Annotated in this window: 15 protein-coding genes; 11 read left to right on the forward strand and 4 right to left on the reverse strand. The window is 39.7% G+C overall.

Annotated elements, in window-relative coordinates; all coding sequences use genetic code 11:
• The first annotated feature begins 173 nt into the window (after positions 1-173).
• From Q9Q86_RS06615 to ychF, 7 genes are all read left to right on the forward strand, one after another.
• Positions 174-1,385, forward strand: coding sequence for an SfnB family sulfur acquisition oxidoreductase (locus Q9Q86_RS06615; RefSeq protein WP_112986495.1), 1,212 nt, complete (start codon positions 174-176; stop codon positions 1,383-1,385).
• Positions 1,386-1,398: 13 nt separating this feature from the next.
• On the forward strand, positions 1,399-2,622 hold the full coding sequence (locus tag Q9Q86_RS06620) for an SfnB family sulfur acquisition oxidoreductase (RefSeq protein WP_112986494.1): 1,224 nt from the start codon (positions 1,399-1,401) through the stop codon (positions 2,620-2,622).
• Positions 2,622-4,034 carry an LLM class flavin-dependent oxidoreductase gene (locus Q9Q86_RS06625; RefSeq protein ID WP_112986493.1) on the forward strand — a complete coding sequence of 471 codons (1,413 nt, stop codon included), beginning with the start codon at positions 2,622-2,624 and terminating at the stop codon, positions 4,032-4,034. The genes Q9Q86_RS06620 and Q9Q86_RS06625 overlap by 1 nt, the downstream gene beginning before the upstream one ends.
• A gap of 27 nt (positions 4,035-4,061) precedes the next feature.
• Complete coding sequence (locus tag Q9Q86_RS06630; RefSeq protein WP_112986492.1) at positions 4,062-4,892, forward strand: MetQ/NlpA family ABC transporter substrate-binding protein; 831 nt, start codon at positions 4,062-4,064, stop codon at positions 4,890-4,892.
• An 11-nt stretch (positions 4,893-4,903) separates the two neighbouring features.
• The gene (locus tag Q9Q86_RS06635) at positions 4,904-5,974 is read left to right on the forward strand and encodes a methionine ABC transporter ATP-binding protein (RefSeq protein ID WP_112986491.1); all 1,071 of its coding nucleotides are present in this window, start codon (positions 4,904-4,906) and stop codon (positions 5,972-5,974) included.
• A complete protein-coding gene (locus Q9Q86_RS06640; RefSeq protein WP_112986490.1) occupies positions 5,955-6,614 on the forward strand; it encodes a methionine ABC transporter permease in 660 nt (219 codons plus the stop codon). The genes Q9Q86_RS06635 and Q9Q86_RS06640 overlap by 20 nt, the downstream gene beginning before the upstream one ends.
• Before the next feature lie 99 nt (positions 6,615-6,713).
• Positions 6,714-7,805 carry a redox-regulated ATPase YchF gene (ychF, locus tag Q9Q86_RS06645; protein WP_112986489.1) on the forward strand — a complete coding sequence of 364 codons (1,092 nt, stop codon included), beginning with the start codon at positions 6,714-6,716 and terminating at the stop codon, positions 7,803-7,805.
• An 86-nt stretch (positions 7,806-7,891) separates the two neighbouring features.
• Here the strand turns inward: ychF and Q9Q86_RS06650 are convergent, their stop codons facing one another.
• Entirely contained in the window at positions 7,892-8,461 is a 570-nt protein-coding gene (locus Q9Q86_RS06650; protein WP_112986488.1) for a hypothetical protein, read from the reverse strand.
• A gap of 128 nt (positions 8,462-8,589) precedes the next feature.
• A complete protein-coding gene (locus Q9Q86_RS06655; RefSeq protein WP_112986487.1) occupies positions 8,590-9,123 on the reverse strand; it encodes a DUF962 domain-containing protein in 534 nt (177 codons plus the stop codon).
• Positions 9,124-9,228: 105 nt separating this feature from the next.
• On the opposite strand from Q9Q86_RS06655, the gene Q9Q86_RS06660 reads away from it, so the two are divergent.
• Positions 9,229-9,933: a Crp/Fnr family transcriptional regulator gene (locus Q9Q86_RS06660; protein ID WP_112986486.1), complete on the forward strand. Its 705-nt coding sequence runs from the start codon at positions 9,229-9,231 to the stop codon at positions 9,931-9,933.
• A gap of 143 nt (positions 9,934-10,076) precedes the next feature.
• On the opposite strand, the gene Q9Q86_RS06665 is transcribed toward Q9Q86_RS06660, so the two are convergent.
• Complete coding sequence (locus tag Q9Q86_RS06665; protein WP_004911833.1) at positions 10,077-10,538, reverse strand: hypothetical protein; 462 nt, start codon at positions 10,536-10,538, stop codon at positions 10,077-10,079.
• A gap of 268 nt (positions 10,539-10,806) precedes the next feature.
• On the opposite strand from Q9Q86_RS06665, the gene purT reads away from it, so the two are divergent.
• The 3 genes from purT to dapC are packed head-to-tail and all read left to right on the forward strand — an operon-like array spanning position 10,807 to position 15,910.
• A complete protein-coding gene (gene purT, locus Q9Q86_RS06670; protein WP_171293847.1) occupies positions 10,807-12,024 on the forward strand; it encodes a formate-dependent phosphoribosylglycinamide formyltransferase in 1,218 nt (405 codons plus the stop codon).
• 24 nt (positions 12,025-12,048) lie between these two features.
• A complete protein-coding gene (gene glnD, locus Q9Q86_RS06675; protein ID WP_112986485.1) occupies positions 12,049-14,715 on the forward strand; it encodes a [protein-PII] uridylyltransferase in 2,667 nt (888 codons plus the stop codon).
• Between the two features lie 25 nt (positions 14,716-14,740).
• The gene (dapC, locus tag Q9Q86_RS06680; RefSeq protein ID WP_087540779.1) at positions 14,741-15,910 is read left to right on the forward strand and encodes a succinyldiaminopimelate transaminase; all 1,170 of its coding nucleotides are present in this window, start codon (positions 14,741-14,743) and stop codon (positions 15,908-15,910) included.
• Positions 15,911-15,965: 55 nt separating this feature from the next.
• Here dapC and Q9Q86_RS06685 read toward each other — a convergent pair whose 3' ends face one another.
• Complete coding sequence (locus tag Q9Q86_RS06685; RefSeq protein ID WP_112986484.1) at positions 15,966-16,583, reverse strand: LysE family translocator; 618 nt, start codon at positions 16,581-16,583, stop codon at positions 15,966-15,968.
• Between the last annotated feature and the right edge of the window lie 30 nt (positions 16,584-16,613).

A 16,613-nucleotide genomic window follows, 5' to 3' on the forward strand; every position in this document is an offset into this window, starting at 1 on the left:
TTTACACCAAAAGTGATAAATAATTGTTTTCACTAAAATTTAAATATCATTTTTTATTTCATTTTTCTCATAAAAAATGCTTAACAATTATTGTGATATACAAGCCAAAACTGATGGTTTAGTGGAAAAGTAAAACTTTTGTAAAGTTCCTCTTATCTATTAGAGGTGTCTACATGTCCAGTAATCAATCAGTGATCCAAGCTCCAGTACAACTGATTTTAAATGATCAGCAGGCCATTAATGCTGCCTATCAAGTTGCTGACTTTGCATTAGAAGAACGAAATAAACGAGACCAAAATCGTATTTTGCCAACGGAACAAATCAATCAGTTTAGTCAAAAGGGTTTAGGCGGTATCCGTATTCCAAAACAATATGGTGGTGCTTTTGTCTCCAATAAAACTTTGGCCCATGTGTTTCGTATTTTGAGTAAAGCAGACGCCAATGTTGGGCAAATTCCACAAAACCAATTCGGTCTTTTAAATTTTATTAATATCACGGGTTCAGATGCACAAAAACAGTTTATCTACACTGAAATTCTTGCAGGTAAACGCATTGCAAATGGTGGACCTGAAAAAAATTCCAAAGATACCAAATCCATTCAAACCAAGTTAACGTTGGAAAATGAGCAATACTTTTTAAATGGAGAAAAGTTTTACTCGACTGGAACCAGCTTTGCAGACTGGTTAGCGATCCGCGCACTACATCCTGAAGGTTATACCGTATTGGTAATCATTGATCGTCATGCCGAAGGCGTGGAAGTGATTAATGACTGGAATGGCTTTGGTCAACGCACTACAGCCAGCGGAACGGTAAAACTACGTAATGTTGTCGTTGATCCTGCACTATTTTTTAATGAGCGCATTATTGCTGATACTCCAAATGTTCGCGGTGCCTATTCTCAGCTTCTACAAGTTGCCATTGATGTTGGCATCGCCGAAGCAGCTTTTGATGACACTTTATTCAGCATTTGTAAAGCACGTCCCATTATTGATGCAGGCGTAGAAAAAGCCAGTGAAGAACATTACACCTTACAAGAAGTTGGTAAGCTCAATATCCTGCTCGATGCAGCTATTTTATTACTAGATGAGGCAGCAGAATATCTAGATGAACTGGATCAACTCACTCAGATTTCTAGCGAGCAAGCCGCGCGCGCCTCTATTTTAGTGGCAGAAGCAAAGATATATGCAAATGATGCTGCCCTGCATATCTCAGAAAAATTACTCGAACTTGGTGGCAGTCGTGCCAGCCTGAGCCAACACAATCTTGATCAGCATTGGCGTAATGCCCGTGTGCATACCTTACATGATCCTGTGCGTTGGAAATTCCATGCCATCGGTGACTATTACCTCAATGGTACACAGCCTGCCCGCCATGCTTGGATTTAAGGAGCACATCATCATGACCTCTTATCAAGAACTACAAGGTTTTGCCAAAACCAATTTTAAAGCAGCGCATGTTATTCAGAGCGATAGCGAAGCACTGGAAATTGCAACTCAACTCAGTCAAATGTTTAAACAAACGGCAGTTGAACGTGATACCAATCGAAACTTGCCATTTAGAGAAATTGAAGCCTATAGCCAGTCAGGTTTATGGGCGATTACCGTACCTAAACAGTATGGCGGTGCAGAAGTTTCCAGCTTAACCGTAGCTAAAGTGATTGCCATGTTTAGCGGTGCGGATGGTTCAATCGGTCAGATTCCACAAAACCATTTTTATGCATTGGAAGTATTACGCAATACTGGTACGGAAGCGCAAAAGAAACGCCTCTATCAAGAAGTGTTACAAGGTGCGCGTTTTGGTAATGCACTGGCTGAATTTAAAACACGTACTTCTGCACATAAGCAAACCACATTGATTCAAAGCGAAAACGGTAATCTGATCCAAGGGGAAAAATTCTATTGCTCCGGTAGCCTATTCGCCCATCGTATTCCAACCTTAGTGGTGGATGAATCTGGACGCGAATTTTTGGCTTTTGTACAAAGAGACAGCCAAGGATTAGAACTGATTGATGACTGGTCTGGCTTTGGGCAACGGACTACTGGCAGCGGTACAGTCAAATTTCATCAGGTCTTTGTTGCCAAAGAGGATGTGATTCCTTTTGATACCGCCTTTAAGCAGCTATCTTTGGTAGGAGCATTTGCTCAAATCATGCATGCCGCGATTGAAGTCGGGATTGCTCGTGCTGCTTTTGAAGAAACCCTAGAACGTGTGCGTGTTGCCCGCCCTTGGATTGATGCCAATATTGATTCCGCCACTCAAGACCCCCTAACCCTATCTGAGCTGGGTCGTGTGGCAACCGATGTCAAAGCCAGCGAACTTTTACTAAAACAAGCAGCTCGCTCTGTAGATATTGCCAAACAAGATTTGAATGCGGAGACCTTAGCCAAAGCCTCAATTGATGTGGCAAAAGTACGTGCGCATAGTACTGAAACTGCATTAAAGGCATCATCGAAACTGATTGAATTAGCAGGTAGTCGTGGCAGTCAACGTGCTGATGGTCTTGATCGTCATTGGCGTAATGCACGTGTACACACCTTGCATGATGCTGCACGCTGGAAATATTACTTCATCGGTAATTATGTATTGAATGGCATTCTGCCTCCACGTCGGGGGACTTTGTAATGAGTCAAACGACTGCTAAAAAAATCTTGTTAAATGCCTTTGATATGAACTGTGTCGGTCATATCAATCATGGTTTATGGACGCATCCGCGTGATCAATCACATCGCTTTAATGAACTGAGTTATTGGACTGAACTGGCACAAACTTTAGAACAAGGTTTGTTTGATGGCTTATTCCTTGCAGATATTACAGGTGTTTATGATGTTTATCAAAATGGGATTGAGCTGACTTTAAAAGAATCAATTCAACTACCAAGTCATGATCCTTCCACCCTGATTTCGGCAATGGCTTTGGTGACACAGAATTTAAGTTTTGGTGTCACGGTCAATCTAAGCTATGAGCAGCCCTATCAACTTGCACGGCGATTTGCCAGTCTTGATCATTTAACCCAAGGTCGTTTGGGCTGGAATATTGTTACTGGCTATTTGGATAGTGCCGAACGGCTTATTGGGCAAAAAGGTTTAAAAGATCATGATGCGCGTTATGATCAAGCTGAGGAGTTTTTACAGCTTTGCTATCAATATTGGGAAGGCTCTTGGGAAAATGATGCCTTAAAGAAAGATAAGCAACAGCGTGTTTTTACTGATCCAAATAAAGTTCACTCGATCAATCATCAAGGTCAATATTACCAAAGCCAAGGTGTATTTCAGGTTGCACCTTCGGTGCAACGTACTCCAACATTATTCCAAGCTGGTGCATCCCCGAAAGGACTACAGTTTGCCACGCGCCATGCTGAATGTATTTTTATTGGTGGTGATCAACCAGAAAAGATTCGTCAACAGGTCAATAAAATACGACTACAAGCACAACAACAAGGTCGAGATGAAGATGCGATTAAAATCTTTGTCGGTATTACCGTTGTCGTCGCGGAAACACATGAACTTGCCCAGCAAAAACTGACTGAATACCGTCAATATGCCAGCCCTGAAGCAGGTCTAGCACATTATGCCAGTTCAGTCGGAATTGATCTTGCCAAGTTTGCAGATGATGAAACGATTCCTTATCAAAAGAGCAATAGCATTGCTTCTGTCAATGAAAAGTTTAAAGAACAAAGCATCAGCAAGAATGACTTAAAAGCACAACATATTCTGGGTGGACGTTATCCACTCATTGTCGGTAGTGGTACTGAAGTTGCTGAATATATCATTGAACTACTCGATCAAACGGGCATTGATGGTTTTAACCTGACTCGTACAGTTGCACCTGAATCACACCATGATTTTATTCGACTAGTGATCCCTGAGTTACAACAACGTGGACGTTATAAAACTGAATATGCCACAGGTTCACTGCGGAACAAACTGTTTGCCCAAGGCGATCATTTAGCTGCAAGCCATCCTGCTGATCAGTTCCGATGTAGATCGCATAACAACGCAGATGACCTAAAAATAATTGAAGAAATTAGTGCTTAACATTTAAGAAAAGAATTGGAGAAATATATGGCTCAAACAGCCTCAAAAAAATGGATTGGTATTGGCCTTGTTATCGTCGTTGCGATTATTGCCTTATTGATTTGGAATAAACAAAGACAGAACCATAGCAGTGAACTGGTGATCGGGATCAGTCCTTCTTTTGCTCATCCACTGCAAGTTGCAGCAGATGAAGCCAAACAACAAGGTTTGAATGTCAAATTGGTCGAGTTTTCAGACTGGAATACCCCAAACATCACTTTGAATCATGGCGATATTGATGCGAACTTTTTCCAGCATCAACCTTTTTTGGATAATGCCATTAAAGAAACTGGCTTTAAATTAAAGTCATTTGCTGCGGGTGCGGCTTCACATGTTGGACTGTATTCAAAAAAATATAAAAGTTTTGATGAACTTCCGAATGGTGCAACTGTTGCGATTCCGAATGATCCTGTCAATCAAGGGCGTGCTTTATTGCTATTGCAACAAGCCAAGCTGATTGAGCTGAAAGACAGCAATAATCACCTTTCTGCGCTGAAGGACATTACAGCGAATCCGAAGAACCTGAAATTTACCGAAGTTGAAGGCCCTCAAACTGCACGTGCGATTGATGATGTTGATCTCGCTTTTGGCTATCCACATTACTTACGTTTAGCCAAAACGGCTGATCCTGAAAGTGCCTTGTTGTTTGATGACAACACCAATAAACGTTATGCGATTTTATTTGTGGTGCGTGATGATTATCAGGACAAAGACAACAAACTACAGAAATTTGTCGAGATTTATCAAAACTCAGCAAAAGTTAAAACAGCCTTGGATAGCGATTTCGGTCCAACGTTGTGGTTCCCAGGTTGGAAATAAGGAGAACAATCATGGTGAGTTTTGGTTCACAGGTCGATTTTTCAGTTCCACATCTAAAAATACGTGGTTTAAATAAGTTTTATGATGTACAGGGCCAACGCTTACATGCCTTAAAAGACATTCATCTCGATATTCCCAAAGGACAGATTGTTGGGATTATTGGAAAAAGCGGTGCGGGTAAATCCTCCCTACTCCGCACCCTCAATGGACTGGAGTCGATTGATACTGGCAGCATCCTGATTCATCAACAAAATATTGCTGAACTCAAACATGCCGAGTTGATCAAGACCCGGCAGAAAATTGGCATGATTTTTCAGCATTTTAATTTAATGTCTGCCAAAACTGTGTGGGAAAACGTGGCTTTACCGCTACGTATTGGGGGTTATGACAAAGCTGAGATTGAACAACGCGTCAGTGAGGTACTTACGCTGGTTGGCTTAGAGGCAAAGCGAAATGATTACCCTGCTCAACTGTCTGGTGGACAAAAACAACGTGTGGGTATTGCTCGGGCCTTGGTTTCTCAGCCTGAAATCCTACTCTGTGATGAAGCCACCTCAGCACTGGACCCTGAAAGTACCGCCAATATTCTGTCCTTATTAAAACAGATCAATCAGGACCTTGGGTTAACCATTGTCTTGATCACTCATGAGATGCAAGTCATTCAAGAGATTTGTGATCAGGTGATCGTGATTGATCAAGGTGAAATTGTTGAGTCTGGACAAGTCTGGTCGGTATTTTCCAATCCACAACAACAGATCACGCAGGAATTACTCAATTTTGAGCAGGTAAATTTACCTTTTGAACTGAGCCCAACTATTCTGCCTGAGAGTACGCATCAGATTTTAAAACTGAAATATGTTAGTGAATCGAAATCAGTGCCTGATTTATATGAGCTATTGGATGGCTTTAATAGTCCAGTTCAAGTTTATCACAGTCAAATTGATAGCATTCAGCAGCGTACCATCGGCTCATTGATCATCGGGATTCGCAATCTCGAATTTGATCTAAACCACCCACAATCTGAAAAACATCCAGCAATAACACAACTTGAGGTGATCGGTTATGTACAATCAACTCATTGATCTATTACTCACAGGAACCACCGATACTTTAATCATGGTCGGTGTTTCTGCAATTCTCGCCTTTTTGATTGGTCTGCCCATTGCCTTAATTTTGGTGAGTACTGCTGATTTTGGCATTTATCCTTCCAAGAAAATCAATCAATCCTTAGGCTGGATCATTAACATCACTCGATCAGTCCCCTTCCTGATTTTGATGGTGGCTTTGATTCCATTTACCCGTTGGATCGTCGGCACCAGTTACGGCGTCTTGGCTGCAATTGTGCCCTTAACCATTGCTGCGATTCCGTTCTTCGCCCGTATTGCGGAGGTCAGTCTACGTGAAGTCGATCAAGGGTTGATTGAAGCAGCACAAGCAATGGGCTGTAACCGTAAGCAGATTCTTTGGCACGTGCTGCTTCCGGAAGCATTACCCGGAATTATTGCAGGTTTTACCGTGACTATTGTCACCATGATCAGCTCTTCTGCCATTGCGGGTGCGATTGGTGCAGGTGGGCTCGGTGATATTGCCTATCGTTATGGCTATCAGCGTTTTGATATGCAAGTCATGCTGGCGGTGATTTTGGTCCTAATTGTTTTGGTCATGTTGGTACAAACGATAGGTGATAATATTGCCAAACAACTCGATAAACGAAAAGTTTGATCCTGAATTATGAATCCTCACTAGCCATGACCTGACTTTGTCATGGCTTTCATGTAAAATCAGCGACAATTTTTAAATAACACATTTGTGAGTGGTTTCATGGGTTTTAATTGCGGTATTGTTGGTCTGCCAAACGTAGGTAAATCTACATTATTTAATGCATTAACAAAGGCAGCGATTGCTGCTGAAAACTTTCCGTTCTGTACCATTGAACCAAACACAGGCATTGTTCCTGTTCCAGATCCACGTTTAGACAAACTTACAGCAATTGTTAAACCACAACGTGTTATTCCAACTACGATGGAATTCGTTGATATCGCAGGTTTGGTTGCTGGTGCTTCAAAAGGTGAAGGTTTGGGTAACCAATTCCTTGCAAACATCCGTGAAACTGATGCAATCGCACACGTAGTACGTTGTTTTGAAGACGAAAACGTGATTCACGTAAATGGTAAAATTGACCCATTAGATGACATCGCAACCATCAATACTGAACTTGCACTTGCTGACCTTGATACTGTTGCAAAAGCATTACTACGCTTAACTAAAGCAGCTAAAAGTGGTGATAAAGATGCTATTGCCACTAAAGCAGCCTTAGAAAAAATCCAACCTTTACTCGATGAAGGTAAACCAGCACGTGCCGCTGATCTATCAGATGATGAACGTAAAGCTGTTCGTGGTTTTGGTTTAATGACACTTAAACCAACCATGTATATTGCCAACGTTGCAGAAGATGGTTTTGAAAACAACCCACATCTTGACGCAGTTAAAAAACTTGCTGCTGAAGAAAATGCAATCGTTGTACCACTTTGCAATCAGATCGAAGCCGAAATTTCATTACTTGAAGATGAAGACCGTGCTGAATTCTTAGAAGCAATGGGTATGGAAGAGCCAGGTCTAAACGTAGTGATTCGTGCAGGCTATAGCTTACTTGGTTTACAAACATACTTTACTGCAGGCGTACAAGAAGTTCGTGCTTGGACAGTTAAAGTGGGTGCGACTGCGCCACAAGCTGCTGGTGTGATTCACACTGATTTTGAAAAAGGTTTTATTCGTGCAGAATGTATTTCTTACGATGACTTTATTCAATACAACGGTGAAAACGGCGCGAAAGAAGCAGGAAAGTGGCGTCTAGAAGGTAAAACTTATGTCGTTCAAGACGGTGATGTCCTTCACTTCCGTTTCAACGTATAAATCAAAGTTTTGATTTCCAAACCGCCAATTTGACCTGATTGGCGGTTTTTTTATTTTTTAATTACCACTTAAATTTTAAAAACAACTTATAACAATAACTTTTTCAATTGTTGCGTTACATGCAATCTAGCCTTTTTCTGCTTAAAGATAGTTGGGATATGTAATAAAAAGAAAGAATGTCGATATTTTTTGTGGTCTCTTAGGTTTTCATTTAGATAATGATACAGATCCAAAGCAGCCTCACGATGAAACGCCCATAAAACTTGCTGTTTATACGTCACAGTGTAGTAAGCATCATTCGGCCAGTTTAAATGATGCTTTTGTTGACAATTACATGATTCGCAAACGACTCCTCCATGACTTAGTCTGGAATATCGTGCATGCCAAACTGTTGCATCATAGCCTTTAGGTAAGTCTTGAATTTGTTCAATCGGAATTGCTAGATTTGGATAATAAAATGCCGCATGCCAATAAGCTCCGCAACTATCCTGAAAGCGCTCATATTCAAAATCAGCATGTTGTTGGAAATACTCGACATCTTTCTTGAGTGTTATCTTGGCTATTCTGGCAAACTCGAAATTAGCTTTACCGACACAACATGGACATTTAATTTCTAATTTTTCAGGTAAGGACCAATATTCATAAATTCCTGTCATTTGCTTTTTAATAATAAATCATCAACCTAAACTGAAAATAAGCTTAGCAATTAGATCAAGCTTTTAGAATCAGTAAATGAAAAAGCCAAGTCGTTATGAGCTTGGCTTTTTAACTTGCAATAGATCAATTAAGACGCTGTTTGCGGTTTCATATCCATTTCTGCACGTTTCATTTGTGCTTCTTTTAAAATACGTTGATGTAATGGCCTACGGAATCCAAGTAGAAAAACGAACTCTGCTAATACAAATAGAGGTCCTATTGCTAAACCAATCAAATCATCAACAAATGCAGGTTTTTTCTTCTCGAAATAATGCCCTACAAATTGAAATACCCAACCTACTACAAAAATACCGATACTCGCTCCTAACCAGCTCCATATCGGTAATACTGCTATTTTTACTGCAAGTGGATATGCTGCGATGAATATAATCAACATTAGAATGCCAAATAACTTATCTAGTGATATATAGTAAATCGCACTCAATACAATCAGTATCGATGCCAAAGTCACTGAAACTCCTGATATTTCCACACCCGCATGCGCAGTTAAGCATAAAATTGAAAAAACAATCAGTGGAATGCCCACAAAATGGGTCACAATATTTTTCTGATCCAAATGATATGCAGCATACTGACTGAGTAGACGCTCCAAATTTGTCATTTTTAATTCCTCATATTATTTCTATATGTTATTAATCTATTACAAATCAGCAAATAAAATTGTCATGTAGCTGACAAATGGATATATTTTTTAAAAGGAAATAGAGTGTTAGATCCCCTTCATATACACCATTTACAGCAAAATTCGTGGTTTAGTCATCTTGCTGAGCCTTTCAAGCAGTTCATTTTGGATCATGGTAAGAAACTTTTAATTGAAAAAAATGCCGCTGTGTTTAATGCTCAAGATCAATTTGATGGTGTGTATGGTGTTCTCGATGGCTCAATTAGTTTGGGTTACATAGACGTTAACGGTAATGAAGCAATTGCTGCTATCGCTGAACCAATCATGTGGTTTGGCGAGATTTCTCTCATAGACAAACAACCACGCTCTCATGATGCTATTGCATTGAAAAAAAGTGTTGTGCTTCAAATCCCAGCTCAACCTCTGAACGAGTTTTTATCTAAAAACCCCTATTATTGGTATTTCTTTGCCCTACTGACCAGTCAAAAACTTCGCTATGTCTTTTTAGAGCAAATTGCAATTCAAACTCAAACGATCAGTCAGCGTCTTGCTCAACGCTTGTTATTTATATTAGAAGGTTACGGTAACCGCTCATCCATTCAAGATCTAAATATTCAAATCTCACAAGATCAACTTGCCAATATGCTGACAGTCTCTAGGCAGACTGTAAATCAAGAATTGAATGCTTTCGAAAAACAAGGAATCATTCAATTAGGCTTTAAAAAAATCATCGTTATAAATTTAGATGGGTTGAGACATTTAGCTGCGGTGAATAATCTGAATCATTAAAAGTAAAATGTTTGTTTGATATCCCAGATTTATTTTTCTAATAATTAGCAATCTAAGAACCTGAAAATAAAAAATTTGAAAAATAGAAGCTACATAAAACCTAAAGCGAAAATCGTATTCTCGCTTTAGGCGCAAATTTAAATTTACTTCGGTGAAGTATTACCTAATGCTGGATTGTCAATTGCATCCTTACACTGGGCTTTATCGCGCTCATAATCTGATTGCTTCTGACCTGAGTTATTTGCATTGTCTTTAACATCTCTAGCCCAACTATCTAGGCTTGTGAGCGCTTTACGGCATAAAGCATATTTACCTTCCGTCACAGAATCAGTCATTTTGACATTAATACGCCAATCTGTACTCAACTGACGGATAGGCTTTCTCACCTTCTCTTCGATATCAGTAACTTGCTTGTTGTATACAAGTACATCTATCTCATTAATTAACTTCCAAGCAGCATTTGCATATGTTGTAGCGTCATTCGTTAATTTTGGAGCTGGTTTGATTTCAACCTTTTTCTCGCTTTCACTGTTTGAGTTACCACATGCAGCTAAAAAAGGACAAATCATCAGTGCTGCTAAAAGATGAACTCTTGCATTTAACATATCAATTCGCCGATGAAAAATTTGGTCTTTATGCTAGTCAATTTAGTCATAATTCTCAACGGCTGTTGACACATTATCATGCAGCTATGACATTAATCGTTTTAGACACAATAAAATCATTTAATTTATATAAATAGTTGTCTTTCCATCTTGGATAAAGAAACTTAAAGCCATTATTTGTCTAACAAAAACCTAGTATTTTTGTTCCTCGCAAGCTTAATTCAACAAAAAGTTCTGCTATGCTTAAACACAAACTACTCAGGATAGGATTATGCGCATGAGCGTCACTCTTGGAACTCCACTTCAATCTTCTGCATTTAAGGTTTTACTGTTAGGTTCTGGAGAGCTAGGTAAAGAAGTTGTTATATCTTTACAACGTTTAGGTGTCGAAGTTCATGCTGCTGATCGTTACGACGATGCACCTGCTATGCAAGTTGCTCATTATTCATATACTTTGAATATGGCTGATCCTACCGAATTAAAACAACTGATTGAAACAATCAAACCTAACCTAATCGTCCCAGAAATTGAAGCAATTGCGACTGAAGTTCTCGTCGAAATCGAACAGTCTCAAACGGCAACGGTGATCCCATCAGCAAAAGCTGTAAACCTTACGATGAATCGTGAAGGTATTCGCCGTTTAGCTGCTGAAGAACTTGGTTTACCAACTTCTGCATATCGTTTCGCGAGTACTCTGGAAAGCTTCCGTGCTGCATGCGATGATATTGGTTATCCAAACTTTGTAAAACCTGTAATGTCATCTTCTGGCAAAGGTCAATCTCGAGTAAAAAACTTTGATGAAGTTGATGCAGCTTGGGATTATGCAATGCAAGGTGGTCGAGTTAATCAAGGCACGGTGATCATTGAGTCACAAATTGATTTTGATTTCGAAATTACCCTACTTACAGTTCGTGCTAAAAATCCTCAAACTGGTGAGATTGAAACACATTACTGTGATCCAATTGGGCATCGCCAAGACGCTGGTGATTACGTAGAAAGCTGGCAACCTCAAGCAATGACTGCTGCAGCTTTACAAGAAGCAAAACGAATTGCTAATAAAGTTACGACTGCTTTGGGTGGTTGTGGTATTTTCGGTGTAGAGTTATTTATTAAAGGCGATAAAGTTTGGTTTAGTGAGGTATCGCCTCGTCCTCATGATACTGGATTAGTTACCCTCGCTTCTCAGTTCCAAAGTGAATTTGAACTTCATGCACGTGCGATTCTAGGATTACCAGTCAATACTGAACGCCATAGTGTTGCTGCAAGCGCAGTGATTTATGCGGGTGTTGATGCAAAAAATCTTAACTTTTCTGGCTTGAATTTTGCTTTAGCAAACCCGAACACTGACTTGCGTTTGTTTGGTAAGCCTGAAGGTTTCAAACGCCGCCGTATGGGTGTTGCTACGGCACGTGCTGAAAATACAGACTTGGCTCGTGAACTGGCAAAACAAGCCGCAGATCAAGTGAATGTTCAAACCAACGTTTAACCTAAATTGAGTAGACCCATTTTCATGATCAATACATCTCCATTGCTGAACTATGTCACCAGTCATCATGATATTAAAGCTATTAACCAATGGCGAACCGATGTAGAAAAGCAATTACAAGAGAGTTATGAAAATGGGCAATCTATTCGTGAAGTTATTAAAGCTCGATCAAACTCTATTGATGAAGCATTGATTTTTTTATGGAATCATGCAGGTTTAGATCAAACGAATTTAGGGCTGTTCGCTGTAGGTGGATATGGTCGCCGTGAAATGCTGCCATATTCAGATACAGATATTATGATCTTGTCTGAGGATGAGATCAGTGAAGAACATGAAAAGCTTATTTCTTCTTTCATTTCCTCTTTATGGGATGTTGGTAATTTTAAACCAGGTACCAGTGTACGCACGATTCAAAACTGTGTTGATCAAGCATCAAATGATTTAACAGTCGCTACTACCTTGATTGAAGCACGCTTGATCACAGGCAATGAAAACTTAGCAAAATGGCCACGTCGAATTGTCGCACAGACATGGACGGATAAAACCTTCTATGATGCGAAAATGGAAGAGCAAGCTAAGCGTTATGCTCAACACAATAATACTGAAAGCAATCTCGAACCAGATATTAAAAATGCGCCTGGCGGTATCCGTGACATCAATCAAATTGGTTGGATTGCTAAACGCCATTTTCGTGTAAATCGTATTTATGATCTTGTGCATTTAGGCTTTATTACAGAATTTGAACTTGCAGTTTTAGAAGAAGCAGAGAGCTTCTTATGGGAAATTCGTAGCCATTTACATCGTTTAGCTAAACGTGATGAAAACAGACTTTTATTCGATCATCAAAGAGAAATAGCTGCTAAATTCGGCTATATTCGAGAAGAAGGTCAACCTGCCAATTATGGCGTTGAACAATTCATGAAACGTTACTATCGAACAGCACAGCAAGTTTCAACACTGAACGAAATGCTTTTAGCTTATTTTAACGAATCAGTGATTACACCTCGCCTACCAGACTATGAACGTCAAATCGAAGACATCAATGAACGTTTCAAAATCGTAGATGGCAAACTTGCTGTACAGCACCACAAAGTTTTCTCTGAAGAGCCAAGTGCAATATTAGAGTTATTCTATTTACTCGCCAATCGTCCTGAAATTAAAGGGATTCGTGCGCGTACATTACGACTACTTGTGCTCGCAGCTAAACGAATCGATCAACGCTTCCGCGATAATCCTGAGCATCAAGCACTCTTTATGTCGATCATTCGTTCACCCGATTTATATGACACTATGGTCGCGATGAAACGTTATGGTGTATTAGGTAATTACATCCCAGCTTTCGGTCAAATTACTGGGCTGATGCAATATGATCTTTTCCATATTTATACAGTCGATGCTCATACTTTATTATTGCTACGCAACCTAAGTCGTTTTAAAGAGCCTGAATTTGCGAAAGAGTTTCCTGTCGTGAGTTCAGTGTTCCAACGTATTTCACGTCACGACATCGTTTATCTTGCTGCAATCTTCCATGATATTGCCAAGGGTCGTGGCGGTGATCACAGTGAACTCGGTGCTTTGGATGCCATTGAATTCTGTCGCACACACGGATTTACTGAACGTGAATGTAAACTTGTGGCATGGTTAATCAACAATCACTTACTGATGTCACTCACTGCTCAGAAAAAAGATATTTCTGACCCTGATGAAGTGAAGGAATTCGCTGAAAAAGTTGGTGATATGGAGCATCTTGATTATCTATACACCCTTACGGTTGCAGATATCAATGCGACAAATCCAAAACTGTGGAATACATGGCGCGCTTCATTAATGCGCCAGTTGTATACCTATGCACGTGATGTGATTCGTTCAGGTCTAGGTCGACCAGTTGATTATCAAATGTTGATTGAAGATACCAAGTTCGCTGCAAGTGAATTATTAGTGAATGATTTTTCACTCGCTGAAGTAGAAAAGGTTTGGCAAGAACTTGGCGATGAATACTTTGTAAAAGAATCTGCAAATGAAATCGCTTGGCATACTCAAGCAATATTACAACACGGGGATAACCCTGCTCCGTTGGTATTGTTACGTGCTCACCGCAATGCTGCGCAAGATGCAGTACAAATTTTTATTTATACCCGTGATCAACCAAACTTATTTGCCACAACAGTAGCCGTACTAGATCGTATGAACCTTGATGTTCAAGACGCCCGAATTATTACGGCAAGTACTGCTTTTAGTTTAGACACATATTTAGTCTTAGATCGTTTTGGCACCTTACTGACTGACCCAGAACGGGAACGAAAAGTGAAATTGGCATTGGTTGAAGCACTCAGCCATCCTGACCAATATCCTGGTATCATGCAACGCCGTATACCAAGACATTTGCGTCATTTCGATGTTCAGAACACTGTCGATATCGCACTAAACCCTGCTTTACAACAGCATATGGTTGAAATATCCACACTTGACCAACCCGGTTTACTTGCACGTATTGGTGCTCTCTTCATGCTACAAGGTTTAGATATCCACTCAGCGAGGATTGCTACCCTAGGTGAACGTGCTGAAGATATTTTCTTTGTGACCAAAAAAAATGGTGTGTTGTTAACTGATGAAGAGGTCAAACTCTTTGCTGAGACACTAAAAGCGGCTCTTGATGAAGCATCAAACCAAATTTGTAATCCACCCTCTTAATTTTTATTGTTCGGTAACTGTTTAAATGAACTCTAGCTTGTCTTTATTGCATCCGTATCCTTTTGAAAAGTTAAATCAACTTTTTAAAAATGTGCAACCAGCCAATTTACCTTTGATTCCATTGTCTATTGGTGAACCGAAACATCCTGCACCTGAGTTCGTTAAACAAGCAATTATTGAAAACTTTGCACATTTATCAACCTATCCAAACAGTAAGGGCTTACCTGAGCTGCGCCAAAGTATTGCACAATGGCTTACAAATCGCTTTTCACTGAATCAAATCAGTGCAGAAGAACATATTTTGCCTGTTTCTGGCACACGTGAAGGAATCTTTTCTTTTGTACAAGCTTTAATTAAAAGAGAAGATGCACCTTATATTGTGATGCCAAACCCTTTTTATCAGATTTATGAGGGTGCTGCGTTACTTGCTGGTGCAAAACCATATTTCATCAACTGTACAGAAGAAAATGGTTATTTAGGCGATTTTGATGCTGTACCTGCAGAAGTTTGGGAAAAAACTGCTTTATTGTTTGTATGTACACCAGGAAATCCAACTGGAACCGTACTCTCAAAAGAACAATTTAAGAAGCTAATCGCACTGTCTGATCAATATGGTTTTGTTATTGCTTCTGATGAATGTTATTCAGAACTTTGGTTTGACCAAGCACCAATTGGCCTTTTAGAAGTCTGCGCTGAAATTGGACGTGATGACTATAAGAATTGCATCGTATTTCATTCACTATCAAAACGCTCAAACCTTCCGGGTATGCGCTCGGGTTTCGTTGCAGGCGACGCAGCATTATTAAAACCTTATTTACAGTATCGTACCTATCATGGCGCAGCAATGCCTGTTCAACATCAGCTTGCATCTATTTCAGCATGGAATGATGAAGCACACGTGGAAGAAAACCGCCAACAATACCGTGCGAAATTTGAATTATTCCAAAGCGAACTTGGTCATTTATTACCACTACAAAAGCCAGATGCTGGATTCTACTATTGGTTAAAAGTTGACAATGATGAAACTTTTGCTCAAATGTTAATGGAAAAAGCACATATCAAAGTTCTTCCAGGTCGCTATTTATCTCGTGATACTGAACAAGGTAATCCAGGCGAAGGTCACGTGCGCATGGCTTTAGTTGCTGATCTCGCTCAATGTGAAGAAGTTGTTAAACGCTTAAAAGCAATTCTTTAAATACAATGAGTTCGGAATCTGTAAGTGATTTTTATTACAGATTCCGAAATAAAACTTAAACCTGACTAATAATTAGAATTGTGGCTATCAAAACCATCAACGTACCTGAAATTCGACTTACCACCCTAACCGCATGGGGTCTGGTACTTAATAGTTTCTTTGCTGCCAATCCAACCAATACATAAACAATCGCGCAACTAATTAGATGAATAATGCCTAAAGAAAGGATCTGAGCTGTAGCTGAAAACTGCAAGTTTGGGTGAATAAATGGCGGCAATAATGCAAAAAAGAGCAATAAAACTTTTGGATTTAAACCACTAATTCCCACACCTTTAACGAACCAAGACTTTGCTGAATCAAACGCAGATGTCTGCTGTTCAGTACTTGAGATAGTAGCTGGTCGGATCAACAAGCTTATACCCATCCACAGTAAATAACATGCGCCAACAATCGTTAAAGATGTCAATAAAATTGGATAATGACTAACTAAAGTGCCAACACCAGCTGCAACACACAAAATCGCTAAAAAATGCCCCAGTACAAGCCCTGAAACTGCTGTAACAATAAACTTCCCTTTTATTCCCGCCAATATTGCATACGCCCAGTCAGCACCAGGTGTTAAAACAAACAAGATTGAAACACACCAAAAGGCAATAATTACATTTAAATCCATATCCATAACTCTATTTATTTCAATACACTA

Source organism: Acinetobacter sp. A22 (assembly GCF_030913345.1).
GTDB classification, from domain to species: domain Bacteria; phylum Pseudomonadota; class Gammaproteobacteria; order Pseudomonadales; family Moraxellaceae; genus Acinetobacter; species Acinetobacter junii.